At 42.2% G+C, this 26,199-nt stretch carries 23 protein-coding genes, 2 pseudogenes and 1 riboswitch; of the genes and pseudogenes, 5 read left to right on the top strand and 20 right to left on the bottom strand.

The window, feature by feature from the left end:
- Positions 1–139 precede the first annotated feature (139 nt).
- The 5 genes from VQ00_RS13040 to VQ00_RS13015 form a co-directional block, all read right to left on the bottom strand.
- Complete coding sequence (locus VQ00_RS13040) at positions 140–1,042, bottom strand: 5'-3' exonuclease (protein ID WP_046180560.1); 903 nt, start codon at positions 1,040–1,042, stop codon at positions 140–142.
- Entirely contained in the window at positions 1,032–1,856 is an 825-nt protein-coding gene (locus VQ00_RS13035; RefSeq protein ID WP_046180559.1) for a sulfurtransferase, read from the bottom strand. Before VQ00_RS13035 ends, VQ00_RS13040 begins: the two co-directional genes overlap by 11 nt.
- Complete coding sequence (locus VQ00_RS13030) at positions 1,828–2,040, bottom strand: hypothetical protein (RefSeq protein ID WP_046180558.1); 213 nt, start codon at positions 2,038–2,040, stop codon at positions 1,828–1,830. Before VQ00_RS13030 ends, VQ00_RS13035 begins: the two co-directional genes overlap by 29 nt.
- Positions 2,027–5,644 carry a dynamin family protein gene (locus VQ00_RS13025; protein ID WP_046180557.1) on the bottom strand — a complete coding sequence of 1,206 codons (3,618 nt, stop codon included), beginning with the start codon at positions 5,642–5,644 and terminating at the stop codon, positions 2,027–2,029. The genes VQ00_RS13030 and VQ00_RS13025 overlap by 14 nt, the downstream gene beginning before the upstream one ends.
- Positions 5,645–5,956: 312 nt before the next feature.
- Positions 5,957–6,430: a chemotaxis protein CheX gene (locus VQ00_RS13015; RefSeq protein ID WP_046180555.1), complete on the bottom strand. Its 474-nt coding sequence runs from the start codon at positions 6,428–6,430 to the stop codon at positions 5,957–5,959.
- A gap of 232 nt (positions 6,431–6,662) precedes the next feature.
- Between VQ00_RS13015 and VQ00_RS13010 the strand changes: the two genes are divergently transcribed.
- Positions 6,663–7,310, top strand: coding sequence for a hypothetical protein (locus VQ00_RS13010; RefSeq protein WP_046180554.1), 648 nt, complete (start codon positions 6,663–6,665; stop codon positions 7,308–7,310).
- Here VQ00_RS13010 and VQ00_RS17780 read toward each other — a convergent pair whose 3' ends face one another.
- The 10 genes and pseudogenes from VQ00_RS17780 to VQ00_RS18870 form a co-directional block, all read right to left on the bottom strand.
- Positions 7,311–7,982, bottom strand: coding sequence for an S-layer homology domain-containing protein (locus VQ00_RS17780; protein WP_052728543.1), 672 nt, complete (start codon positions 7,980–7,982; stop codon positions 7,311–7,313). It abuts the gene before it with no gap.
- A gap of 8 nt (positions 7,983–7,990) precedes the next feature.
- Positions 7,991–8,365: an S-layer homology domain-containing protein gene (locus VQ00_RS17775; protein WP_052728541.1), complete on the bottom strand. Its 375-nt coding sequence runs from the start codon at positions 8,363–8,365 to the stop codon at positions 7,991–7,993.
- 346 nt (positions 8,366–8,711) lie between these two features.
- Positions 8,712–10,271 (bottom strand): sensor domain-containing diguanylate cyclase, encoded by a 1,560-nt coding sequence (locus VQ00_RS12995; RefSeq protein WP_082091563.1) that lies wholly within the window; start codon positions 10,269–10,271, stop codon positions 8,712–8,714.
- A 21-nt stretch (positions 10,272–10,292) separates the two neighbouring features.
- On the bottom strand, positions 10,293–11,963 hold the full coding sequence (locus VQ00_RS12990) for a sensor domain-containing protein (RefSeq protein WP_052728539.1): 1,671 nt from the start codon (positions 11,961–11,963) through the stop codon (positions 10,293–10,295).
- A gap of 47 nt (positions 11,964–12,010) precedes the next feature.
- Complete coding sequence (locus VQ00_RS12985) at positions 12,011–12,289, bottom strand: hypothetical protein (protein ID WP_046180551.1); 279 nt, start codon at positions 12,287–12,289, stop codon at positions 12,011–12,013.
- Positions 12,290–12,681: 392 nt separating this feature from the next.
- Positions 12,682–13,257 (bottom strand): hypothetical protein, encoded by a 576-nt coding sequence (locus tag VQ00_RS12980; RefSeq protein WP_046180550.1) that lies wholly within the window; start codon positions 13,255–13,257, stop codon positions 12,682–12,684.
- 2 nt (positions 13,258–13,259) lie between these two features.
- Complete coding sequence (locus VQ00_RS12975; protein ID WP_245618114.1) at positions 13,260–13,556, bottom strand: hypothetical protein; 297 nt, start codon at positions 13,554–13,556, stop codon at positions 13,260–13,262.
- A gap of 710 nt (positions 13,557–14,266) precedes the next feature.
- Positions 14,267–14,404, bottom strand: coding sequence for a hypothetical protein (locus VQ00_RS18875; RefSeq protein ID WP_172645580.1), 138 nt, complete (start codon positions 14,402–14,404; stop codon positions 14,267–14,269).
- A 329-nt stretch (positions 14,405–14,733) separates the two neighbouring features.
- Positions 14,734–15,243, bottom strand: a complete 510-nt coding sequence (locus tag VQ00_RS17770; protein ID WP_052728537.1) for an SH3 domain-containing protein — start codon at positions 15,241–15,243, stop codon at positions 14,734–14,736.
- A gap of 129 nt (positions 15,244–15,372) precedes the next feature.
- Positions 15,373–15,664: pseudogene (locus VQ00_RS18870) on the bottom strand (recombinase family protein); the annotation flags it as partial.
- Between VQ00_RS18870 and VQ00_RS19400 the strand changes: the two are divergent.
- Complete coding sequence (locus tag VQ00_RS19400; RefSeq protein ID WP_342667019.1) at positions 15,606–16,013, top strand: transposase; 408 nt, start codon at positions 15,606–15,608, stop codon at positions 16,011–16,013. The pseudogene VQ00_RS18870 and the gene VQ00_RS19400 overlap by 59 nt on opposite strands.
- Positions 16,014–16,861: 848 nt before the next feature.
- On the opposite strand, the gene VQ00_RS12955 is transcribed toward VQ00_RS19400, so the two are convergent.
- The 5 genes from VQ00_RS12955 to VQ00_RS12935 all read right to left on the bottom strand — a co-directional run bounded on the left by VQ00_RS12955 (position 16,862) and on the right by VQ00_RS12935 (position 23,396).
- Positions 16,862–18,505, bottom strand: coding sequence for an alpha/beta hydrolase domain-containing protein (locus VQ00_RS12955; RefSeq protein ID WP_046180546.1), 1,644 nt, complete (start codon positions 18,503–18,505; stop codon positions 16,862–16,864).
- A gap of 466 nt (positions 18,506–18,971) precedes the next feature.
- Entirely contained in the window at positions 18,972–19,388 is a 417-nt protein-coding gene (locus VQ00_RS12950) for a hypothetical protein (protein ID WP_046180545.1), read from the bottom strand.
- A 688-nt stretch (positions 19,389–20,076) separates the two neighbouring features.
- Positions 20,077–21,426 (bottom strand): tyrosine-type recombinase/integrase, encoded by a 1,350-nt coding sequence (locus VQ00_RS12945; protein ID WP_046180544.1) that lies wholly within the window; start codon positions 21,424–21,426, stop codon positions 20,077–20,079.
- Between the two features lie 84 nt (positions 21,427–21,510).
- Positions 21,511–22,815 (bottom strand): nucleobase:cation symporter-2 family protein, encoded by a 1,305-nt coding sequence (locus VQ00_RS12940; protein ID WP_046180543.1) that lies wholly within the window; start codon positions 22,813–22,815, stop codon positions 21,511–21,513.
- Complete coding sequence (locus VQ00_RS12935; RefSeq protein ID WP_046180542.1) at positions 22,812–23,396, bottom strand: xanthine phosphoribosyltransferase; 585 nt, start codon at positions 23,394–23,396, stop codon at positions 22,812–22,814. The genes VQ00_RS12940 and VQ00_RS12935 overlap by 4 nt, the downstream gene beginning before the upstream one ends.
- Before the next feature lie 100 nt (positions 23,397–23,496).
- A riboswitch (purine riboswitch) is annotated at positions 23,497–23,597 on the bottom strand.
- Between the two features lie 213 nt (positions 23,598–23,810).
- Here VQ00_RS12935 and VQ00_RS18865 point away from each other — a divergent pair.
- The 3 genes and pseudogenes from VQ00_RS18865 to VQ00_RS12925 all read left to right on the top strand — a co-directional run bounded on the left by VQ00_RS18865 (position 23,811) and on the right by VQ00_RS12925 (position 26,105).
- The gene (locus VQ00_RS18865; RefSeq protein WP_172645579.1) at positions 23,811–23,951 is read left to right on the top strand and encodes a hypothetical protein; all 141 of its coding nucleotides are present in this window, start codon (positions 23,811–23,813) and stop codon (positions 23,949–23,951) included.
- Positions 23,952–23,969: 18 nt separating this feature from the next.
- A complete protein-coding gene (locus tag VQ00_RS12930) occupies positions 23,970–24,452 on the top strand; it encodes a cupredoxin domain-containing protein (protein WP_046180541.1) in 483 nt (160 codons plus the stop codon).
- A pseudogene (locus VQ00_RS12925) lies at positions 24,449–26,105 on the top strand (b(o/a)3-type cytochrome-c oxidase subunit 1). The gene VQ00_RS12930 and the pseudogene VQ00_RS12925 overlap by 4 nt, the downstream one beginning before the upstream one ends.
- Positions 26,106–26,199: the final 94 nt, after the last annotated feature.

The raw sequence follows: 26,199 nt of genomic DNA, 5'->3' as shown, positions 1-26,199 counted from the left end.
TAATAAGGTTATGCCAATAACCCCCAAAATATTCCACCTTTTCATCCCTTTACTCCCTTCCTGTTGGAGCAGGCCATTAAAATCGTTTTATTATGACATAATTTGTCTTTCATTGCCAATGGTATGTAGTTATTTTCTCCTATTCAATGCCAAAAGGATCCACTTCGACATAACCTGTATGGCGGGCAAAACGTGACAAACCTTTCATTCCGTTCCTTTCAATAAACGAAAGCGCCTTTTCATTTGCACCGGTAAAAACCGCTTTTTCCATCGTCCATTCCAGGGGGACATCACAATGAATTTCCGCTAATTTTTCCGACATCCGGAGCATCTCTTCTCCATCGATGAGCTTTTTTTGAACAGATGGGGTTAATTGACTAAGCCCTTCTAACACGCCATCTGTCGTTCCAAACTCGCGAATAAGCTTAAGCGCTGTTTTTTCACCAATGCCTTTTACGCCTGGATATCCGTCCGCTGCATCGCCCATGAGCGCTTTTACATAATGAAATTGCTCAGGTTCAATGCCATATTCCTCGCGAAACAAGGCCGCGTCATATGACTTCCAATTGCCGTAGCCCGTCTGCAAAAGCCAAACAAAATTATGGCCATTCAACAGCTGTAATAAATCCCGGTCACCCGTCAAGATGTATGTTTCAATGCCTTTTGTCCATTTTGAAATGGTGCCGATACAGTCATCTGCTTCATAATTTTTCACGCCTGCGTTATGAAGAGAAAACGCGGCCGTCGCTTCCTGGGCCAAATCAAACTGCGGCACGAGCTCAACCGGCGGTGCCGGGCGATGTGCTTTATACGAATCAAACATGTCGGTCCGGAATGTATCTTTTCCCATATCCCAGCAGACAGTAATGTGTGTCGGCTGAATTTGATCCGCTGCCGCAAACAAATGGCGGATCAGCCCTTGTACGGCATTTGTCGGCACTCCTCGTTCATTGATCATAAACCGGCCGCTTGGAGCGGTTTGAAAAAATGAACGGAACAGAAGGGCCATTCCGTCCACAAGCAATAATTTTTCATTCGTCATGAATATCTCGCCTTTCTGTTTCAATCGGGCGCGACTTGTCATTTGACCAGTCACTGTAGCTGCCCGGATATAATTTTACATTGCTGTAACCCGCTTGCTTCAGTGCGATAATGTTTGGCGTGGCGGACACACCGGACCCGCAGTATACAATGACCGGTTCATCGGCTTGGATGCCGGTAAAGCGCTTTTTCTGTTCAGAGGCAGGTTTCCATCTGCCGTTTTCCATCGCTTCTGCAAAAAATCGATTGATCGCACCAGGAATGTGGCCCGGCACACGGTCAAGCGGTTCGGTTTCACCCAAATAACGCTCTGGTGCGCGCGAATCCATTAACAGCGTGTTTCCAGCCGCGACTTCGTCGACTGTCACAATCATGCTGTGCTGAAGATGAAGCGTTAGTTGGCCTGTACGACGTTCTGGACGTTCTGCGGTAACAGGTAAACCTTCTTTCATCCAAGCGGAAAACCCTCCATCTACTATGCAGACATTTTTGTGCCCCGCATACGTTAAAAGCCACCAAAGCCGTCCGGCAAACATCGACACGCCGTCATCATATGCAACGACTATCGTGTCATCCGATACACCGCAGCTTTCCATAAACGCTCCAAACACATTCATATCTGGCAGCGGATGACGGCCGCCACCTTTTCCTTTTTCACCGGATAAGTGGTGATCCAAATGAGCATAATAAGCACCAGGAATATGGCTATGTTCATATAATGCCGCTCCTTCTGCCAGATCAGCTAAATTAAACCGGCAGTCAAAAACAACAACTTGTTCTTTTTTTTCATTCAGCCAATCTGTTGTGACGATCATCCAATCGCTCCTTTTTCATTAATTTTTCCACCTGTTCTTTCGGGTCCCAGCAGTCAAACCGGTAGCCCGGATTCGTTTCGAATCCGAGCCGGCGGCATCTGTACATCATTTTTTCCGGCAGTTTGACGGCCTGGAAATGACGGCATGTGGCGCAGGCGTGAAAACGCGACTTACGAGATGTCACGGAGAATCAGCTCCCACTCCTCAATATTGCCGCTTTGTTCAAACACAAGAAGCCATGCGTCAAATTGCTCGTTTACGTCAAGCGACACCGCTTTTTTCACCTCAGCCGTTCCTTCTTCAATAAAATGGAAGGCACTTGTTAAAAGCTGCTCTTTTTGTTCGGCTAAATACTCATCTGCCATTTTTCCGATTTGCTCCTGCAGCTTTTGCATCATCACTTGTTTTTCATTTTTTTCAAAAAAGGCTTTCGCGTTTTTAAAGATAGCAAGTGTTCCAGAAAAAGACTCACGCGGCGCATCTTGAAATGCCGTATCAAAGTCAGGAACGACAAGTTTCCCTATTTGTACACCGGACAGCAGCAATTCTGGTTCAATCATTGCCGCTTTATTTGCAAGCCGTGATTGTTTGTCCTGCAAAAGCTTGGCGCCGTGATTTTCAACCCGTATCGACGTGGCCCGCATTTCCTGCGCCAAATCATAGCCAACCGCGTGCAATAGTTCCTCAAGTGCTTTTTGTAATACCTGCCTTGCGTCATTTTGTCCGCTTAATGTCGCCGGGTTAAACGATTCTTTGAAAAAGTCGGAGAACCGGTAAAACACACGCTGTTTTACATAATGAATGAGTTCGTCCAGCTCTTGTGCCATTCTTTTTTTCTCCACATCCACTGTTTCCGCGTCAATGGCCGTGATCATTCGGCTTCTCTTATCCTCAAGCTCTGCTTTTTTCTGTTCCCCTTGATGAATGCTTTCTTTCGCCGCTGTAATCAGTTTTTCCAGCTGGTTTACGCCCCGCTCGGCTTCTGCTTCTGCCGATTGAACCGCCATATGGGCTAAATCATGGGCTAAAAACGAGCGGAATGGTTCTTTAAACTGCTTCATTCCGGACTGGGGATGATCCCATTCGCCCCGCATGGCTTCCTGAACCGCCAGCATGCTCGATACCCCATGCAATCTTGGAAACCGGATGCCATATTGCAGCAGCTGATCCCGAACGTAGGCTTTTACGTCTTCTAGCTCGTCTTCATCAGTGGCTAAGTCAATCGCGTTAATAATAAAAAACATTTTATCGAGTTCAAACGCGTCTTTCACACGGCCGAGCTGTATTAAAAATTCTCGGTCTGCTTTTGAAAATGCATGGTTGTAATACGTCACAAAAAGGATCGCATCGGCATTTTTAATGTATTCAAACGCAACACCAGTATGGCGCGCATTGATTGAATCCGCTCCCGGTGTATCAACAAGTGTAATGCCAAGACGGGTAAAGTCGCAGTCGTAATATAAATCGATTGAATCAACGAAGCAGCTTTTCTTTTCATCAGCTACATATTGCTTAAACGTCTCAAGGTCCACTCGAATCGTGTTATCCGAGTGCGCGCTATAGTCATCATATCCGGCATGGAACGCACGTAAAAAAGACAAGTGAATTTTTTCTTTTCCTTCTCCTTCATTCGTTTCCAGAACGTCCGGCACGAGCCCGAAAGCATCATCGAGTGATGATGCGCTTCGGTTAAACAACCCGAGGGACGCATTTACATCGTCCAGCATCACAGAGCCTGGCTTTAAATGGACATCCGCAGTCCGGTGTTCATGTTCGCTGTCAACCGGATGAATGCGGTTGACAGCAGCCGTTGTAGGATTTGGCGATACCGGCAGCACTTTTTCACCGAGCAGTGCGTTCGCGAACGATGATTTTCCAGCCGAAAATGCACCGAATAAAGCAATCGTATACGTCCGGTTTTCAAGACGAGCTGCTTTTTGAACCGCGCCGTCAATAAACCGGGCGAACCCTGGCACACCGTGAAGGCGATCTGCCATTCGGCGCAGCCTGTTCACAACCGCTTCTACATCACCCGCTGCTTCTAGTGGCACAGATACTTCAACGTCCTCCACTTTTTCCAGACTTGCTGCTGTCCACTGTTCGACGCCATCATACAACACCGCTTCGCCGTCTTCTGCCTGCCATTTTTCTTTAAGCGTCTGCAGCACACGCGGGAGCACTGGATCTTCATCTGATAATATATGGCGCAACGCTTGCTCGCGCTTCGTTCGCTCTTCTTGCAGTGCTAAAAGAGATTGTTTCGCCTGTAATCGCTTCGCCCATATTTGATGGTCTGTTTCAAACAGCGCAAACTCGCTGTTAAATTGTACCCGCAACGCTGGCGCCGCTTCCTCTTTCCAATTTTCAGATACAGTGCGCGCCCGTTTTTTAATCAATGAGGCTACATCTTCCGCATAATTTAACACAGCATCTCCAGTGACACCCGCACCCGGTTTTACAGCATCTTTTGCAACAGACGCGTCGATCGGTACAGATAGTTCCTCCGCTTTTAAGGCAAGCGCTGGATCATCAAGGCCGCTTTCCTTCATCCAGGCTGCGCTCATTTGGCGAATGGCCCATCCGAGCTGTGCTTCTGCCTGTTTTATTAAATCCGCCGCAAACGCTTGCAAGCGATGTTCCCGCTCTTCTTCCGTTTTCTTTTTCGCAAATAACATGCCGACTTTAAAATCCGGCCGGGTTGATTCCAAATAGCTGCGTGCCAATTCTCTTGTTGCCGCTGGCATTAAGATGGCGTTTTTCAGCACATCGTCACGCTTTTCGTCATACTGTTTCAGCCAAACGGATGCATCGCGTTTGTTCATTTCAGAACGGAGTGACGCTTCTTTTTCTTCAATGGACAAGGCGCCTGCTTCCGCAACGACCGCTTCGAGCGGCTCTGTCGTTTGTTTTTGCTGCTCGGCAAGCCACTCCATATGCTCGTGCACAAGCCGGTTCATCATCGTTTCTGCTGACTGCTCAGATAACTGGTCACGATTTTTCATGCTCTCATGAATCAGCCCTTTTACTTCCTCAAAATCGTTGTAGGGCAGCTCGCGGTTGCGCAAACTCGTAAAATAAAATGCTTCCGGCTCGACATTCCATGTCGCAAAGGACTCTTTTACCGACTGACGAAATGCGTCAAATGACAATTCTTCATCCTTGTGCTTATCTACTTGATTAATAATTAAATACAGCTTTACGCCATGAGACAAAAGCTCTTTCGTGTAAATAAAATTCAGTTCGGACTGCACGTGATTGTAATCCATCACATAAAAAACCATATCCGCTAAATGAAGGGCAGATTCAGTGGATATACGGTGAGCGTCATCGGTGGAATCTACCCCCGGCGTATCCATGACCGTCACATCCGGCGGCAGACTTGAGCCGGCGTGGCCAATTTCAATGGACGCCACTTCATCGCCGTCTTTCGCAAACTTTTTCACGTGGTCAATTTCATATGGCGCTTTAAAAAGAAGCGGCCGCCCATGATGGTAATGAATTTTTGCGAAATCTTGCCCGGCCGGCTTAATTTTCACCACATTTGCGCTCGTTGGAATTGGACTTGACGGCAAAAGCGTTTCGCCCGTCAGTTCATTAATCATCGTCGATTTGCCTGCCGAAAAGTGGCCGCAAAACGCGACGATAAATTCATTGTCATACAGCTTTCGAAGAAACAATGCTGCTTTTTCAGCACGTTCTGTATCTCCATTATGTATAAATTGTTCGTATAACACGGCGGTCCGAGAACGGATCAATTGGAGCGTCCGCTCGGCTGTTTGCGTTTCCATACATGTCATCCCCTTTGATGCAAAGCTTTTTTTTATTGTATACGATTTCGGGACAATAAAAAAGGATACAGTGGCTCGGAAAAATTCCGGTTCTCTGTATCCTTTGGACATTATTTCTTCAAGATAAGCGCTTTATTTCCTTTTGCTGTATGATCCAGCACATATTTCATGACGCCGCCATACGTGACCACTGTTGCAGTAACAAACAACCAAACCATGCGAAACGCCTTCTTTCGTAATTGATAATAATTTTCATCCTCAACTGTATCGTACCACCTTTTACAAAAGAAAACAACAAAAAAAGGTGCTTTTTTAAGCACCTTTTTCAATGTTCAGTACAAGCCGATAGTCTCCCGCCCCCTCAAATGAAAGTGGCAGTTCAATCGCCTGTTTGAATCCTGAAATTTTCGAGTCGCCGACAATAATAGTCGGCGGCGTAATGTCAATGTTAATGCCTTTCGAAGACAACGCGACACTCATATTCCCGGCAATCATATTAACAACTTCTCCCGCAAATGATTCCACCATTTCTCCTTCAACTGGCATCCCGAACATTTTTGTGCCAAGGCTCGCAAAGGCATCTTCCGGTCCATCTAAAATAATACGGCCCGGCAAATCGCCGGTAATCCCGATAAACACGCCAATTGCATGGTGGTCAAATGAACCATTTAACACGGCTGGTTTTCCGACCGTCAGCTCTGCCGGGATGATGGCTTTCATCGCATCTACCGCACAGTTTAATACTTCTTTTACAATGCTGTTTTGATCTTGTTGTACATTGCCCATTTTGGCACCCCCGCTTATTTCTTTTTATTTTACAAGAAAAACTAATAGATGTCAGCACTTTTTTACCAAGCCATTAGAACTATTTATTATTTTTGGATTAATTTTGTATTTCTATGAAAAACAATCTAAGACACCTTCATTTTTTAAAAAATTTTTTAAAAAAAGGAGTCGATATAATTCTTATATACTATTTATTTAGTCATTATCATTTAATATTTTGGAGGAATTTTGCATGCGTTTATTTTTTGGGGCTTTTTACAGTCTCTTGATTTGCCTTGCCGTAAATGGCCTGCTCGCCCAGCCAGCCAGTGCTGCTTCTGTTGTCAAAGGAACATTTGTTGAAGCCGTGTATGAATACGTACAAATTGATGATGAAACAAGTGAAAAACGACTGACCCGTGTGACGATTCAAAACGAACAAGGGAAAATTACGACATTGGCTATTGATTCAACAACTGCTCTCTCCATTAATTCCATCGGTGTTACTATTGATGCCTTTAAAACAGGGATGCTGGTTGAAGCGACGGTCAACCTTCGCCGTATTAAAACGATGAGCGGCCAGTCTTTTTCTTCACCCGGCGCCATTGACACCCGGGATAAAGTGGTGACGGGCACCATTAACCGAATCGATCCGAATGGCGCTTTTCTTTCTATCCGTTTTGATAACGGCCAGTCAAAAACATACTACCTAAATAATCAAACAGAGGTTTTTAAAGGAACAACGCTTGTTGATTTAAGTGTTTTATATGAAGGAGACCGGGCAAAGCTTACCTTCTTTTCCTATAATTCTTCCTACATACAATCCATTGACGTGAACACACAAGGAATTAAAATGGAAGAACAAAAGAAAAAACACTTCGAATTGACGTGTTTGTTTTAATCAATAATAGGTATATCCGAAATCGGTACTGAAGTCTAAAGTTTGATTGCTTTTAATTTCAACAGTTTTCCAGTCATACTTGTTGAGCTTTAAGTTGAATAATTCAAAATCCTTATAAGCCTCTGTTCCGAGAAGGTCTTCTAGTGTTGATTTAATATATAATTCATCATTTGGATTTCTAGTGGTGTTCTTAGAGGAAATAACAGCAATGTATGTACCCACTGGAATGTTTGTAATTTCATATTGTCCATAACCATTTACTTTTGCAAAGTAAAGATTTGATTGCTCGGGAATAACACCGATACTTGAATAAACTCCTAAATCCGGTTTAAAGTATTTTGTATAGTTGAAGTTTGTTGGAATTAAAAACACTTTCGCATTTACATCCGGTTTTGTACCAATATAATGATTATATTGCCATGTTACAGTCCCTTTTAGATTACCAAATTCGGTTATTTTGCCTACTTGCATTACTCTTGCTAAAAACACTGAAAATTGCGCTCTAGTTAATGGCTCATTCTTCTTAAATGTACCATCTGGAAATCCTACGGTAATATCATTATGTGCCAATGTGTCTATATAGCTGTAATATGTATCTGAATAGGAAACATCATAAAAATCAGACATACTCACGCCTTTTAATGAAAATGCTTGTGCAATAACTCTTGCCATTTCCCCCCCTAATCAATGCGTGGATAAAACTTTGATGTCTTAGAGAAGTACCCTTCGTCAATCATTGTTGCAATAGACTTATACGAAGTACTTCCTGTACCAACATCAGCAAAGTTTGGATTAGGCCTGTTATTTAAATTTAAACCTAAGGCTCTTACGATCATTATTGACGCTTGCGCCTTTGTAACATTTGCATTAGGTTTAAATGTCCCATCTTTAAAGCCACCAATTACTCCTTTGTTGCTTAAATACTCAATTTCTTTCGCTGCCCAATGATTCGAGGAAATATCTTTATATTTCTCAGCAGCTTCAGCTTGGTTGCCAAATGATAGCGTAGTTAAAAACAAAATCAATACTAGAAAACTTACTGCAATTCTTTTCAAATTAAAGATCCCTTTTCACCCATTACTTTCGACGTACAGGAAAAATATCCTTCATTATTATTTAATTTCCAGTATTCTATGTGAGTCAAAGTGTTCTAAATATGTTGGAGCTATGTGAAATGTTTGAGGATTTCAATGTACCCCGCCCTTCCTAAGTAGCAGTGCTTAAAAAATGATTAAAAAAAATAAAAATTCTAATAAAATCTGTCTTTTATTAATACGTTGTTTTTCTTCATTTTGTTCATGTAATTCAATTGCATTGTTGCTCTCTGATTGCTCCTGTATACAGAAAAAGCTATCTATATACATTTGCTGCATAAAAAAAGACCGTCTTTCGACGGTTTTCTTAATCATTATTATTTAAATGATTTGCAATGACTACTCTGTTTCTTCCCTCTTCTTTCGCTTTGTATAAAGCTTGGTCAGTCATTTTGAACAGTTCTGAAAAATGACTTGCTGTATCTGGTGAATTTCCAACTCCCACCGAAATCGTTACCGGCTTTCCTGTAGGATTCACTGTGTCCTCAGTTGTTTTTCTTATGCGTTCTGCAATACTTTGAGCGAATGCTATATCCGTTTCTGGAAGAACAATTAAAAATTCTTCCCCACCTATACGGAAACACAGATCGTTTTTCCGGGTTTCCTTTTTAGCTAATTCGGAAATGTGTTTTAACACTTCATCCCCCACCTGATGCCCAAATTGATCGTTTATGGTTTTAAAATGGTCAGCATCAAACAAAATAATGGAGTACATTTCTAAATTACGAAGCTTTTCTTCTAAAGAGCGGCGATTGAAGTAACCAGTCAGTGGATCGAGATTCGATTCACTCTCAACATAGGTAAGTTTTTTCTGATAAAAATCTACATTTTTTAAAATAGCACGCTTTAATGTCTTTAACTCAAAATACCAATCGGGAATACGCGGCGTTGGCAACGATGGATCTAATGTAATTTGTTTTGCGTAGATGGCTAGCATTCTTATCGGATTCACAATTTTTTTTAACATGGCAAGTGATAGTACAAAAACAAAAAGCATAAATGGAAGGGCAATTAAGCTAACCTGCTTTGCCATTTCAATAGTCGGTTCCATAACGGATTTTTTAGGCGTTTGGGATACAATCCCCCAGTTGCTTTCAGAAGAAGCGTAACCAGCTAACATTGGAATACCCTGTATACTCATGACCTCCTGACTTCCCGTATTCCCTTTCATAACTTGCTGCACAACTTCATTTTCTTCTGCATTCACATTAATCCAGTCAGAATCAGGGTGGTAGATAACATGACCATCAGGATCGACTACAAATACATACGAATCATTTACATGTTTTGGATGCTGGCCAAGAACTCTCGTCAGGCTGTTTTCTTCATGTAAATAGATCGTTCCCCCGATAAATCCCTTATATGACCCATTATCATCAAAGACAGGTACAGAAATAAGCAATATGAGTTTTCCTGTCACGCTTACATATGGTTTTGATATTAAAGGTACTTTCTTTTTCAGCGCTTCTTTTGCACCGATCCTATTTGCAGCTGTACCTTCTAATTCTCTATCTGGTGCTGATGCACGGATGTGTCCTGTTTGATCAACAAAATATACAGAGTTAAAAAAATCAGTAGATTCTAGCGTTCGCTTTACTTCCTGATATAATTCGTTAGAATCACCGGTTAAATACTCCTCCTCTTCTGACTCCAGCGTCAAGCTTTTCATCATATTTCTAAAAAGAGAATCCGTTGTAATCGCCAATTTTTGAGCGTAATATTGATTCTCTATCAAATAATTCTCTTCTAGGTTGTTTTTGCTTACTATAATGCTTGAAATGGTACTTCCAACGAAGGTGCCAATTACCGCAAAAGCCAGTAAGCTCAAAACAAGAAACTGTATACTTAATCTAATATGCTTTTTCATATCTCTTTACCAATCATGGGTTTATACAATCAAATATCCTTCTTCAATTTTTTCGGCCGTTAAAGGTGGATTGAACAGGTAGCCTTGGCCGCCTGGGCACCTAAACGTCTTAAGGAGATTTAAATGCTTGTCTGTTTCAACTCCTTCAGCAACGACGTTCAGATTTAAATTAAAACCTATATCTATTATCGATTTAACAAGAGCCAAATCTTTTGAGTCCTGCAATCCGCCACGAATAAATGCCTGATCGATTTTCAGCGTGTCTACGGGCAGTTTCGTTAAAAGACTCAGAGAGGAATAACCCGTGCCAAAGTCGTCTATCGATATGCCAACACCCATTTCTTTTAATTGCGTGAGAACAGGAAGGACTGTTTCAAAATCCTCAATAACGCTTTCTGTCACTTCAACTTCAAAATATTTTGGTTCCACCTGGGTGTCATACAGGCACATCTCTATATACTCAGCTAATTTGGTATATCGAAACTGATGTGGAGATACGTTCACAGACACTTTGACAAGTGGATAGCCTTTTGCTTTCCATTTTGAGATCTGGTTTAAAGCTTCTTTGATTACCCATTTCCCGATTTCACCTATTAAGCCTGTTTCTTCAGCAATTGGAATAAAATCCATAGGAGGTACATTTCCAAGCACAGGGTTTCTCCATCGAATGAGTGCTTCAAGCCCATTGAGTTGTAATGTGGCTAAATCCATCTTTGGCTGATAATGAAGAAGAAACTCATTATTTTCAATGGCTTTCCGCAGTTCTGTTTCCAGCTTGATTTTACGATCTTGCTTTTCCTTTAAGTGCTTATTAAAGATTTGGAAATTGTTTTTACCAGCTTGTTTTGCAGAGGATAAAGCCATATCCGCGAAATTTATCAGTTCACTCAATTCGGTACTATCAGAAGGGTAATGGCTTACGCCTATACTTGTAGTAATAAATACTTCATTTCCTTCAATGATATAAGGAACCTTTATTTGTTCAATAATCTGTTCTGCGATTGTATGAGTATCATCTTGGCTTTTGTTAGTGATCAACACAATAAATTCATCGCCACTTATATGGAACACAGAGATGGATTCATTTTCGAATGACCTTAATGTTTCAGCTATCCTTTCCAGCAGCGTATCACCCACTCTATGTCCAAATGCGTCATTTATCAGCTTTAATCTGTCCATGTCCATAAATAAAACTGAAGCTGTATTTGAATGCTTTATGGTGTCAAGTTTTCTTTCCAGGCTTCTTCTATTAGGAAGATTGGTTACTTCATTGTGGTTTGCCAGGAAATCGATATGTTGTTCCTTGAGTTTGAGGTCCGTTAAATCCCTTACAACGCATACAATTTTATTTGTTTCCTCGACTTTGGAAAGCGTCAGCTCCTGCGGAAACCTCGTTCCATCTACCCTGACTCCAATTGTCTCGCCTCTCCAATGCCCTTTTTCATTTACGATGGGTACAGCGGAATTTAAAATTCCTCGCAGCGTTTCCTCATCGTAGCAAGTATGCCAGGTGTTATTCAACAGCTGTTCTTTAGTTAATCCATACATGGAGGCATGAGCTTCATTTGCAAATACAAATTGCCCTTTTTCATCTGTAATGCCAATCCCGTCCATGGATGAATCCAAACCATATGAATATTCAATCAACGTCCGCTCTGTCTGGCTTAATTCCTTACCTTCACGTTCTTTCATTGTGATCCCCTTTTGAAACAGTATTAATATTTATTGGCGTGGCGGAGTTATTTAACTTTAAAGATCGAAACAGAATGATTCAGCTCTTCTGCGAGGTACGCAAGGGATTGAGAAGTGGCCGCAGTTTCTTCACTTGCAACTGCTGCTTCTTCGCTTGCCCCTGCAATGCTTTTAATTGCAGTCATGACTTCCCCCGTTTGAGCGGATCGCTGTTCACTCGCAGATGCTATGCTTTCAATCGCCCGCATGACTTCATCTGATTGTGCAGACTGCTGTTCACTAGCGGCCGCAATCTCATTGACTTTTCCTGATGCATCATTCACCATTTCAGAGATGTTACCTTTTCAATAGAGACAACGTTTTGTATCCCCATTCCATATATATTTGTTTTCACGTAAAATAAAACAAACAAATCATTCATTTATATCACCACCTAGATAAATTACAATCGTTACAAATTGACTATAGAACAGTTAAAAAACAACAAACTTGATTAATAATAATATTCGAAAAATTATCAACATTTTTCGGCAATATTCTATAATTTCAAGCTTTTTAAACATTTAAAGAGGATTCTTACATTACTTCCATTTAGCAAAATTGTTTTATGAGGAAAACAGCCTTCTTCACAAAACACGAAAAAGGCTGCATTTTCCTCTTCAATTTTCTTTTCACACATTCTAAATTCTATGGCTATTAATTGATTGATTACTGTACTTCATTCAAGAATTATTTTACATCGTGCATAACGACGCTCAACACTGATTCTGCTTCTACTCAGCTTTTCAGCAATCTCATTAAGACTTATCCCTTCTTCTTTCCACCTTATTAGGAGTTCAATTTCTTTTGTTGTCCAGCGTTTATATATCTTTATTGTCTTTTCTGTATTCGTCTTACGGGCATCATCTACCCACTCTGGTTCAGGAGGCAGTGTATGTTTTTCGATGATACTGAAATCGATCTTCTTTTGGTTCTGTTCAGCCCATTGCCAAAAAGAATTCACGTCAATTAAGCAAAATTTCCGCTCATAACACGTGATACGCGATGTTGCTTCAAGTCCATGAAACTGAATCCAATTATGTACGGTTTTTCTGTCCACGTGTAAGGCTTCTGCCAACTCATTGCCCGTCAAGAGGCCCGTAGCATTTTTTGTATTACCAAGACCCATTCTTTTTAATTTCAACGAAACAGCATTTTCGCTTCGATTCAGTTGCTTGGCGATGGCTGATAAGGAGCAGCTACCCACGCGTTTCTGCAGAAAGGAAATGTCTTCGCTTGTCCATTTTCGTCCCATCTTTAGCGTCCCATCCCTTTACCTTCATAAATAGATTGGAGTCTTCTTTCTGCTTCTTGTGGATCCATTGATAAACCTGTCAGAATCGCTAACATGTTGTCTTTTTCTGAAAGTTTCCTCATCGCATAAAAAATATTCGGCTTGTGTTCTTTTATCAATGCCATAACTTCAACAGCAGGAAACGGTTCTTTTCCAGCTTCTATCCTTAAAAAAGCTCGCAAAAATCTCACAAATACTAAAGCCGACTCAGAGTCATCCGGATAATTTTGTAGCAACAAAAAAAACTGTTCAACGTTCACTTTTAACTCACCTATATCACTCCGCATATTTCACCCTGCCTTAAACGGGCCTTGTTCCCAATACGGGTTTAAAGCCCTATTTGACATCCGAGCTTTCATAACCCATAAAAATATTAGATTCATGGCTTAGCGCCCTTACCTTTATCAATAATAATTTTATAAATTTGATCCTATCGAATCATGTCGAAAAGCCCTGTTTCATCATAATATGCTAATGTTTTTGAGTCACCGAAAAAAAATTGCGGTATAGCGCATTTTTTTTTGCGGGGTAACGCAATTTCAATCAATTCTCTCGAGAGAAAACAAAAAATTCCATCCCTTCTAAAGGAAAAACAGCCTTTCTCATAAAACAAGAAAAAGGCTGCCATTTTTATGATCTTCAATTTTCCTATCCACCCGTTCAAGGTACATCTAGACGGATGATTTTGTGATCCCGAGCAATTCATCAGCTGTAGTTTTTCTTCCTTCTGCAATCACGTTATTTGGTACAGCGGATTCAATCAGTTTTGGATCCAATGTATAAGCCCCTGCCCGATTTACTCCGCGTCTTGAATCAATTCCGGCCGGAAACCATTCACTGAATCGCAAACTCCATTTCGCTGATCATGCTGTTAATGAGCGTCTTATCCTGGAGGTCTTGCTTTAACAATTCCGGTTTGGCTTCCATGGCTACCTTCATTTTCTTCAGCACCCGCGTGTACAGTCCTCCTTTATTTACAGGCGCCACCTTTGCCATAGTGTAATGTTTTGCCTGTATTCATCAAGTCGCGTAAATCCTGTTCAGTAAGCTTCTCCGGCTGTTTAGCAGCTTGTTCTTTCTTCCTCCACTCCCGTAGTATCTGTTCCATCGTTTTCGTCCTAAAGTTTCTGAGGCTTGCATGTCCTGCTTGATTGACAACTTCGCTTATATTCACACCTGTTTAAAATAGTTCAAGCAACTTGATCGCTTTGCTCGACAAAGTCCTAATATCTGATTGAACAAAATTCATCTTTCATTGTATGCGCTTGTTTTCTCCTGCTATGTTATAGCATTGCTCGGAAGGCTCAAGATCGGTGTATGAGTATCCTTCCTTTCCCCTCGTAAAAACCTCCTTATTCAAGGTTGTCACAATGGAAAATGAGCGCAAAAAAACACGCCATAGATTGACGTGTCAAGAAGCTTGTTTTAATTATAAAATTACTGTTCCAGTTCGTCCGAATCGCTCCAAGAATATATTTTTCCATCTTTAGAGCTTACATAACAAGTCGAGGCAGCAAAACCTTCAGTTAAAGCATATGTCTCAATAAAATAATAATTTACTCCATTTACTAACCGGTCATATTCCGGATCACTTCTTACCCCAGTAATACTTGCATCTCTAGTTTTAAGTACAATTTTTTTAGCTTGTTCTCTGCTGATTTTACCGCTTGATGGATCTTTCAAATAGCTTGAAGCAACGTACCCAGCTTTTCCATTATATTTAATCTTCGACCAGCCCCCTGGCTCTGTATTATAAACAAATACAACTGTTCCATTCTTAAGAGAACCTACCACTTTTGCCTTTGGACTTGGCTTTTGACGTACATTTAATTTTGTGTCGACACTCACCTTGTAATGTTTGTTTACAGTGGCTGCTTCAATCCCTTGCGATGGTATCAATGTGATCATTAAAACTAAGGCTAAAATGAACCCAAAAATCTTTCTCATGATTTCCCTCCTATGTATTTTTATTCTAACGATACAATAACACCATAACTTTTGTACCATAAACAGATTTTTTTGATTTTTAGTAAGTATTAAGAAATAAACCAGAAAAAAACACGTCATTTCGACGTGTCAGATTCCCTTCTTCTGTTTAGCTCTAATCAATGTACTTTTCAAGATACCCGTTTTTCCTTCAACTTGCTTGTATGAATGCGTCTCAAGCAGCTACAGGACGTGTTCAATCTGCGCTTTATTAAACTTATTCGATCTACCCTCACGAAAGTCTGGACGTTGCTTGGCGATTGCCTTGCCTCCCTATGTACGCTCTAAGATCATAATTCCGTTCAAACTCAACAAAACCGCTCATAATCGTAAAGCTGAGCCGCCCTGTCGGTGTATTCTCGACCAGATCCCTATTAAGCAAGAAACGACATGACATAAAGGTTGTTCTAGCTTATCTTTTTTTAAATAAAGATCTCATTAGAGCCAGTGTATCGAGGTTTCTGGCGTTTCTCCGTTATATTCTAGGGATGCATAAAGACCGGCATATCGTCATGATCCCAGGCAATGCCCGGATTCATCATGCCAGGCTCTTAAAACCCTTTTTAGAGGAGAACAAACACTGCCTCACGCTGCTTTTTCTGCCTCCATATTCTCCGCAGCTTAACGCCGTTGAGCGTATGTGGGGCTGGCTGAAAGGAAGCGTCATCGTCAACCGGTTCCATGCCACCCAGAAAGATATCCGTGCATCCGTCCGTTCGTTCATGGAATAGTTGGACACTTGCCCGGAGAACGTCCTCCAGCGAATTGGTTCGTTAGCTATGTTGAAAGATTAAGTTGTACTTATATAGTGCATACAAACGATACCGGCTCGCGTAGTTTCTTCCCGTTTAACCGGGTCACCTTTTAGTTAAAAGTTTTTATAGTTTCATTGAAATAACGTTTGATCCCTGGCAATCTCTTTAACTACTTGAAGCCACCCTATATTTAAGTGAGATGGCTTTTTTGTTTCATATATTTCCTACTATAGTTGGCTGTGCGGATCTTTTATGTTCCATAAACGCCAACTAGCTCGCACAGTTCCTTCTCATACAACCGGGTCACTTATTAGTTAAAAGTTTTTATAATCTCATCAGAATAATATAAGTTCCTTAATTATCATAGCCTCATAGGGATCAGAAATAAAAACTTTTCCCTTGGAAAATCTGTTAATCTCAATAAGCTGATAAGAAAAGGGTATTTTCTATTGAATCAGATCTACCATTGTACTGGAAAGAAAGCCAAATTACATGTTGATTTGGTTCAAATAGCATACAATGCTTCTAAGCTAGCCATTGATCGACTCACTTATCTTCAAGCATCTGTAGCATAATCAGCAATTTCATTCACTTTTTTAAAAGATCATCCATTATTCTGCTCCTCTATGATTTTTTAAAAGTGTGCATTATGAAATCGATTCACTCTATTAAATCACCTGTTTTTTTATAAGTGAAAGAAAGAAGCAGCGAACCCTTACTAAGATTCCTGCTTCTCTCAGATTTTGTGCTACACATCCCCTATGTTCGAAATGTATATAGAAACACTCGTAATACTCATGAGTTATTTACATGAAGCAATATTATTAAGGGATTGGAGTGAATTTTGCCTGCTGTATAATTTTTTGACCCTCTTCAGGTTCAAGCCACCGCTCTTTTGTCAATTGCTTCACTGAAGCTTCGACCTGCCTCACGTAAGTCTGATGGGGACCCACTGCCCCGTAAAGCTTCTGGAGTGTTTCACTCGTGAAGTCGACCTGATGGCCGAACGACCATGCATAAGGATAGCCTGGTTTTAATGTAGCATACTCGTTGTATGTGGCCGTCGGAACATCGACATATGGGCTGCGTACACCGCCCAGTACATTTCCATGTTTATCCTTCACAAATGATGCGTAAATGGTTTCGCCAAAAAGGCTCGTCTGTATTCCATTGCCCTCTTGCACGAGCAATGGCTTGGCATGTGGCGGTTTAATGCCTTTGATAACCCAGCGCTCCATGTTGGCATACATGGCCGTTTCTATATAATGGCGCGGCAATTGGTTTGCCTTTGGCTCGACTCCCCCATATGCATAAGGCACTTGGGTCGGCAGATTACCTGCCTTAACGATATCCTCAGCTGGTGGTTGGTAATTAACGGTGTTGACTGGACCGTGCGGAGCCCCTGTAATTTCGTACATTCGGAAACCCGCCCCTGGAACGTCACTATCAGGTTTTCTCCATAGATAGCTTCCTAGTTGGAAGATGTCTCCTTGTGCGTCAATCTGCATAAATGGTACATGTTTCTTTGGCAGCTGGGTTCTTACATCTTTAACACCGGTGGCGGGAACGCACTGATTGATTGGCGTGGTTCTGCCTGATCCCGATGCCGAGATGAAGCCATCATACACTGGATGACCGTTTTTCAGCCTCGCGTTTTCCGCAAAATTTGCTGCGTACGTGTTAAGGAAGAAGCCTGTTTGGGACTCGCCGGTTGCGAATACGTACTTAACGTTATAATTGTGCAGTGGATTATTCTTGTCCTTGCTGCGTACCAGGGCACCCGTCTGACTCAGCATGTCCCAAACAAGTCCATTTTCATACAGCTTCGAAAGATTTTCATCATAGCCTTCTTCATTGGGCAACTTCCCACAGGCTTGTTTGTCGGAAGGCAACGGGTTGGCCATTGATAACGGGGCATAACGCTTTGAATCGATACGCTTTAGTGCTGCGATCACATTTGGTTTGACAGTCACTGAAATCCAAATGTCGCCGTCACGGAGCACTTTATCTTGGACAGTTGGCCACTGTACCTCAACATCCCATCCCCGTGAAGGGTTATTAAGCTCAACCCAGACATTCCCACTAAACTTGCTTGGTTTATGGGGTCGTCTAACGACAATCCGGGTTGTATATGGCGCCTGTGGAGTTCGGATTTGAGGGGTAATAGCCTGTCCGTCGGCCCCCCAATCGTAAACATTCGCCTTACCGCTAATCAAATATTCATCAAGACGGTAGCCATAGTCTGTTAGATTTGTCCCTCCCACCGTAAATGGACGGGAAGTCTTCGTAATCGGAATAGGACCCGTTACCTTTGGAGTAGGTATTGTTACCTTTTCAGAAGATATCACCGCTTTTTGGTCCTGCGCATCGACCTTTACCCATCCCAACGAAACTAACATTGCTACTAGTATTAAACAACTAATCATAACCCGTGTTCTTATTTTAGGAAAAAACAAAGTTTTTCTCATGCTTTCACTCCTTAAATAGTTATGGTTTTAAGATCGATCGGGTGCTCAATTAAATAGTTTTTTTAAAAATCATTAACAATTCTTGAGTTCAATGATTATTTCGACAAAACCACCTCTTTCCAAAAAAATTCTTTCTAAAAAGCGCTGCGACTTGATCTTTCATAAATTTTGTTAGCGCTTTCATAAAGTGATGTGTAAATGAGATGTGAATATTTGTATAAAATAATTGTAGCATAGCGCATACAATCTCGTTAATGAGCATAATTTCATATTTTATAACGAATAGGACCTTTAAGTTTGACTATACCTCTCTCAATATTGCAGTCAAATTCTATTTATACAAAGGCAAAAATAAAAATCCAAGTGTAGGGTGTGAGGCAAATTCTAAATTCCTTCCAATTAGTCAATCGTTTGATTAATTGATGGTCAATTTTTTCTCAAATATATATAACTTTTAGAAAGAAGGTTATTTAATAGTAGATACCTTTTGAACATTTTTCACTTTATCTTTCCCTTTATCAAAAGTTATAAGAATTTTATCGCCTTCTTTTGGAGAAGAAGGCATCTGATTTTTCATCAATGTAAGATTTTCTGTGTGTACAGAAAATTTATCACTTACTCTTTTTGTATAAATTTCCTTTTTATTTTCACCTGTTCCTGTGCCAGTGACTTCATATAGTACCACATCCGGATTCACCGTTTGGCCAATTACCTTGTTGGCAATGTTCGATTTATTTTCTTCAACTTTTATAACTGAGTATTCCTCTTTACTATCTTTTAACGTAATTAACGCGTATGTTCCTGGTTTAATTTGATCATATGGCTTTGATTTCAAACCCGTATAACGAGTTTTTTGATCAAAGGGATTTTCTAAAACTACCATGGCCTTTTTTGCGTCCGGGATCCGAGGAATATAGCGATCCAGCCGTACATATATTGATTTATCTTCTCCTTATAGGTACTACTTTGCAAGCGTTGCTGCCAAGACGGGGAGCTGCGCTCTTTCTCGTTTCTAATGCGGATACATACAATATTTAGACAACGCTCCTAATTTCGGATACCTGAGCAAGTGGTCAATGTCTATTTTTAATCACATATCTCCCTGATTGCTACGGAACCTCCGTAGCCTTTTTTATGCGGTTTATTTCCCGAAGCAAAGGACAATATAATTACATATAACCAATGGTCCTTCGCTAGCCAAAGCGTTACACAACTGTCTTAACCGCGGTTTTTCCCCTGCGGCTTTTTTACGTATGTTTTATTTTTCTATAAAGCGGGTAACGTGTAACATGCTGCATTCTCGGCATATGCAGCACATGCTACACGCGGATACCTCCTTGATCGCTACGGAAGAACCCCGTGGCTTTTTTTGTGCGGTTATTTTTCGCCGTAATGGGCATACTTCATACGTGTAACCAACGATCCCCATCCGTTACATGTCTGTCCCGGCCGCGGTGTCCCCCGCGGTCTTTTCTGCGTTATTATGTAATGCGGTGAACTTTTCCGCTGGCATATACATGGGTCTACTTGTAGCCTGACGCTGAGACTTACACTTCCTCCGCAAGCACCCGCTAGCTTTCTTCAAAGACAAAACGGTCCAGCACACAGTCCAACACGCCACTATAAAATCCCGGTAGATTCTTTATACGCTTCGCCTTAGTCGCCATTACAGCCGCCCTTAACGCCTCATATCCAGCATGTTCAACGTCAGCGAATGCACCATACTTAGTTAGCGGCGTAGAATGCGCCTTATATACGCCAAATAGACGGCTGATTAACGATTGGCCCCCGCCGATTGTTGAAGAAACGAAATGTTTAAAACGTCCATAAAACGAAGTCGGCGCTGCAGGCTGATATGTATTAGTATTAATATTAGTACTAGTCTTAAGAGAGATATTGACTTCTTGCTCCCCGTTTCCTGACGGAGCTTGTCCGCCTTTTTCATTTTCTGCTGGCTCAGCGGGTAGTATTTGCACTAAATTTACGGTCTGCTGCATGTCGCGGCTGCGCTTGGTCGGCAGTATATTAACATGTCCGACGATAGCTTGAACAGCCCAGATTGAGGCTCCATTGGCCAACATATCTGTAACAGCTTGGCGTCTAAAATCGTGGCAAGAAAAATCTTTTTCAATCCCTGCTTTAGATACATATCTTTTTAAGTTTCTTCTAAAGGTATCATCGGACATCTGTTCACCATTCCAGTTCAGAAACACGTATCTGTTATCCCAGTGAGCATCATTTTCTGCGATAAGCTCAATCAACAACTTCAAAGTGTAGTTGGAAACGGGAATTATCCTTTCTTTTCTCCCTTTTGTTACGTCAGACGGAAGAATGATTTTTCTGCTTTTAAAATCCAAATCCGTTTTCTTAATTGAAATTGTTTCACTTATCCGCATCCCTGTATCATATAAAAGATTCATAATGACAAAATCCCGGAACTGGGGAAAGTTCTCTTTGTTTGGTATTTCAAATAATCTTTTTAGTTCATCATCCGTAAGTTTGGTGAATTTTCTTTCGTCAGATTTAAGAAGCTTGATCTTCTCGATGCTGTTATCTTTGATCAAGTTTTCATCGTCAAGGAAGTTATAAAAAGTTTTTAAAAATCGCAGCCTTGCGTTGACTGTTTGTACGCTTAATCCATTCGTTTTGGTTTTATAGTTGTAATGATCGTCTTGCATGTAAATGATGTACTCTCGCACTGTAAATGAGGTTAGGTCGGCAACCATTTTTATTTCTGGATGCATTTCGTTCAACCACTTTATAAAAAAGTTATAATGCTCAAGATGACTTTTTATTGTCGTCTGCCTTAATCCTTCGAATTTCTTTGCTGAGAGAAAATAATCGAATGCCTGCTCGAATGTAAAATTAAATTCTAGTTCATCTTTAGAAGTTCTTCTTTTTGTTAATCTTTTTGAACACAAAAAACGCCACCTCCACCTCTTTTAGTAAAGAAATGTAGATGACGTCACGACATTTTAATGCCTTTAAAACGTGGGAGTATGGTTTTACGAAACTTTATTTTCTACCACAGAAACAGACGCTTTTTTCCGGCCCAATTCATTAAAAACAATATTCAACACAATCGCGGTGACACTTCCGGCCACGATGCCGTTGCCCGTTAAAATTTGAATGCCGCCTGGCAGTCCCGCGAATAAATCCGGCACAACGGTAACACCGAGACCAAGGCCGACCGAACAGGCGATAATGAGCAAGTTTTCCTGTACGTTCATATCGACGCGGCTAAGCATTTTAATGCCCTGCGCGACGACCATCCCGAACATCGCCACCATCGCGCCGCCCAGCACACTCGCTGGAATAATCGTTGTGAACGCGCCGATTTTCGGCACGAGGCCCAGCACAATCAAAAAGCCGGCTGTGTAAAAAATAACGCTCCGTGATTTCACGCCGGACAGCTGCATCAGCCCAACGTTTTGCGAAAACGCTGTGTACGGAAATGCATTAAAGATGCCGCCGAGCACAATCGCCAGTCCTTCTGCGCGGTATCCTTTTGCCAGATCTTTCTCTGTCACCTCTTCATCGCAAATATCGGAAATTGCAAAATACACACCCGTTGATTCAACGAGACTGACCATCGCAACCAGAATCATCGTTAAGACACCTGTCCATTCAAACGTCGGAATCCCGAAGTAAAATGGCTGAACGAGGTGGAACCAAGAAGCATCCACTACAGCTGACATGTCAACTTTTCCCATAAAAAACGCAATCATCGTGCCGATCAATAAACCGAGCAGCACCGAAATCGACCGGGCAAACCCGTCAAAAAACCGGTACATGACAATAATAATAGCCAGCGTAGCAAAGGCAAGTGTGACATTTTCAGCCGAACCGAAATCGGGGCTGCCTTGACCACCGCCCATATTGTTCATTGCCACCGGAATGAGTGTCACGCCAATAATTGTAACAACGGACCCCGTTACGACTGGCGGGAAAAAGCGAACGAGCCGGCTAAAAAACGGAGCGATCAATAGCACAAATATACCGGACGCGATAATGGCGCCATAAATCGCTGAAATGCCCTGTGCCGCACCGATCGCAATCATTGGACTGACAGCGGTAAACGTACAGCCAAGCACGACCGGCAAGCCGATGCCAATCCATTTGCCTCGATACACTTGTAATAGTGTCGCAATACCGCACATGAAAATATCAATAGAGACAAGATACGTTAATTGAGCGGATGTCATGCCGACTGCCGCGCCGACAATAAGCGGGACAATCACGGCACCTGCATACATCGCAAGAACGTGCTGGATGCCGAGCGACGCTGTTTTCAACTGATTCTGGTTCACTGTGGCACCTCCGCTTTAAACTGGATTTGCCCATCTTGAAGCGAATGGATCCGTGCAAGCGATTCAACGCGGATTCCTTCTTTTTGGAGCAGTGACCGTCCATCCTGGAAGGACTTTTCAATGACGATGCCAATGCCGGCGATCTCGCTGCCCGCTTGTTTGACAATGTTTATGAGACCAAGTGCCGCCTGGCCATTCGCCAAAAAGTCATCAATAATTAATACCTTGTCATCTTCTGTTAAAAATGATTTGGATACGGTAATGCGGTTTGTTGTTTCTTTCGTAAACGAGTACACGTCCGCTGTTAGCAAGTCGTCAGTCATGGTCAGTGATTGGCGTTTGCGCGCAAAGACAACTGGGACGCCCAGCACAAGACCGGTCATAACCGATGGTGCAATGCCGCTTGATTCAAGTGTCAAGATTTTCGTAATGCCGGCTTCTTGAAACAGCTCAGCAAACGTTTCGCCAATTTCCTTCATTAACTGTGGGTCAATTTGATGATTTAAAAATGAATCTACTTTTAAGACGTGCTTTGACAACACACGGCCTTCCTGTTCCATTTTTTCATGCAGACGTTTCATTGTATTTCCTCCTCTGATTCGTCTTCAGGCACAAAAAAAGCCTGAAGCATAGCGTTCAAAAAAAAGAGTGAACAATGCCTTCAGGCGGGAACAGAAAAAATCCGTTCTCTTGTTCACTCATAGTCGGATCATTTACGGTGTTCCGGTAGAAACTTGCAGGCCAATCCCCGCGATTATATGAGTGAATAATGTTTAATTGATAGTCATTATAATAGCATACTGATCGAAAAAATCAATATAAAACACGAACATTATTAATCTTTTTTTTCAGATTATTCGTTAACTATAGTCCCTATCCTTTTTCACACTTTTTTCACATAAAGCATTATATTTGTGATTTTTCTCACAGAATCATTTTTTTACACGGTTAAGATAGTGCTAACGAACAAAGCATCTCGGAAAGGGGGCATGGGGATGGCTTCAGAAAAACGCAAACATAAAACAGAGGATGAAGGCGATCAATTAAAAGGCACATTGTATTCGGTTTTTGGTTTAGGCATTTTTATTATTGCAACGTGGCTTGTTGTCTTTTCCATTTTTGCTGGCCGTTTTTAATTTAGAGGAGGATCAACTATGCATTTACACCGTTATGAAAAGTGGTGGCTCACTTTCGGCACGGGAGCACTCGTTGTGTTTCTTGTCGTAATCGGGATAGGCGCGTTCCATCAAGGAGACCAGCCGCCCAGTTCTGTGAAAACCATTAATTATGAGCAAGTGGATAAAATTGCCCCGTTTAATGAACCGGGACTGAAAAAAGTGGCGGGCAAAGAATGGGAGTATGAACTTGTCGTTGTGGCATCCGCCTTTTATTACGCACCGGTTGAAGCAGAAATTCTGGTCGGCTCTAGAGTAAAGATTATCGCGACAACAAAAGATGTGGTTCACGGCTTTGAAGTTGCCGGCACTAATATTAACATGATGCTCGAACCAGGCTATATAAGCGAATACGTCACAACATTGAACAAAACTGGTGAATTTCTCGTGCTGTGCAACGAATATTGCGGCACTGGTCACCATACGATGAAATCGATGATTAAGCTGGTGGGGGACGAATGAATACGCAATCCATACTTAGGGTTAATCATAAAGATGCGCGCGTCGCAATGGCGCACATGTACGTTGCCTTTTTAGCGCTTGCGGTTGGCGGATTAATGGGACTGTTGCAAGTATTTGTCCGCTCCGGCCGCTTTGAGCTCCCGGCCAATATCGGCTATTATCAGGTATTGACGGTTCACGGTGTTATGCTCGGCCTCGTTTTAACCACCTTTTTTATCATGGGCTTTCAGTATGCGGTCGTAAGCCGGACAGCCGGCGCGTTCTCAGCGAAACAGCGGATGGCCGCCTGGATTGGCTTCTGGCTTATGACACTTGGCACCACGATGGCCGCTACGATGATTTTACTTAATGAAGCGACTGTTCTTTATACGTTTTACGCACCGCTTCAGGCTCACTGGATTTTCTATCTGGGGCTGACATTTGTGGTCGTTGGCAGCTGGCTTGTCGGTTTTGCGCAGGTGGCTCGTTATGTACAATGGCGCAAAGCAAACAAAGGACAGACGTCGCCGCTTTTAACGTTTATGGCGGTTGTGAACTCGGTTATGTGGTTTGTCGCAACGCTTGGTGTTGCCTCTGAAGTGCTGCTTCAACTGCTTCCTTGGTCCCTCGGGCTCATTGCACGGGTGGATGTACTGATTACCCGTACATTGTTTTGGTATTTTGGCCACGCGCTTGTTTATTTCTGGCTGCTGCCTGCTTATATGGCATGGTATGCGATTGTGCCCAAAATTATCGGCGGCAAAATTTTCTCGGATTCACTCGCCCGCCTATCGTTTATTTTATTTCTCTTATTCTCGATTCCAGTTGGCTTTCACCACCAGCTGACCGAACCAGGCATCAGCGCATTTTGGAAGTTTTTACAGGTCGTGCTGACGTTTATGGTGATTATTCCATCTCTTATGACCGCCTTCAGCATGTTTGCCATGTTTGAAACACGCGCGCGGCCGGGAGCTTGGCGGAAAAGGCCTGTTCGGCTGGTTCCGTAAGCTGCCATGGGGTGATGCTCGTTTCCTCGTGCCGTTTATTGGCATGGCTGCGTTTATTCCGGCGGGAGCAGGCGGGATTATTAATGCCTCTCACCAAATGAACCAGGTTGTCCATAATACGATCTGGGTAACCGGCCGTTTTCACTTAACGGTGGCGACAACCGTTTTATTAACCTTTTTCGGCGTTGCCTATTGGCTGATTCCACATTTAACCGGCCGTGTGCTGACGCCGCAAATGAATACACTGGCGATCATCCAGGCGTTCACGTGGGCGTTTGGCATGACGATTATGTCGGGTGCCATGCATTGGGTTGGCCTGCTTGGTGCGCCGCGCCGTTCGTCTTTCTCCACCTATGGGGATGCAGCGCAGGCATTGGAATGGATCCCGTATCAAATTGCGCAGGCGGTTGGCGGCACCATCTTATTTTTAGGCATTATTCTTGTATTGATTATTTTCGCAAACCTCGCCTGGTTTGCGCCAAAGGGAGATGAAGAATTCACGGTTGCGGACGTGGCAGAAGGCGCCGAGAAAACCCCAGTGGTGCTGGAAAATTGGAAAATTTGGATTACAGTGCTCGTCGCACTTATTTTAATCGCGTACACCATTCCGGTTATGGACATCTTAAACGGCGGTCCGCTCGGTTCAAAAGGTTATAAATTATGGTAATGGAAACCCCTTTGACAGTAAGTGTCAAAGGGGTTTCTTTGCGCCCATTGCTTTAACCGGCTCCATATAAAAACTGTCCCTCCATCCTGATAAT

This window comes from Domibacillus tundrae (genome assembly GCF_000970675.1).
Lineage (GTDB): Bacteria > Bacillota > Bacilli > Bacillales > Domibacillaceae > Domibacillus > Domibacillus tundrae.
Note: the sequence above shows the minus strand (reverse complement) of the source record. Positions and strands in the feature narration are given on the sequence as shown.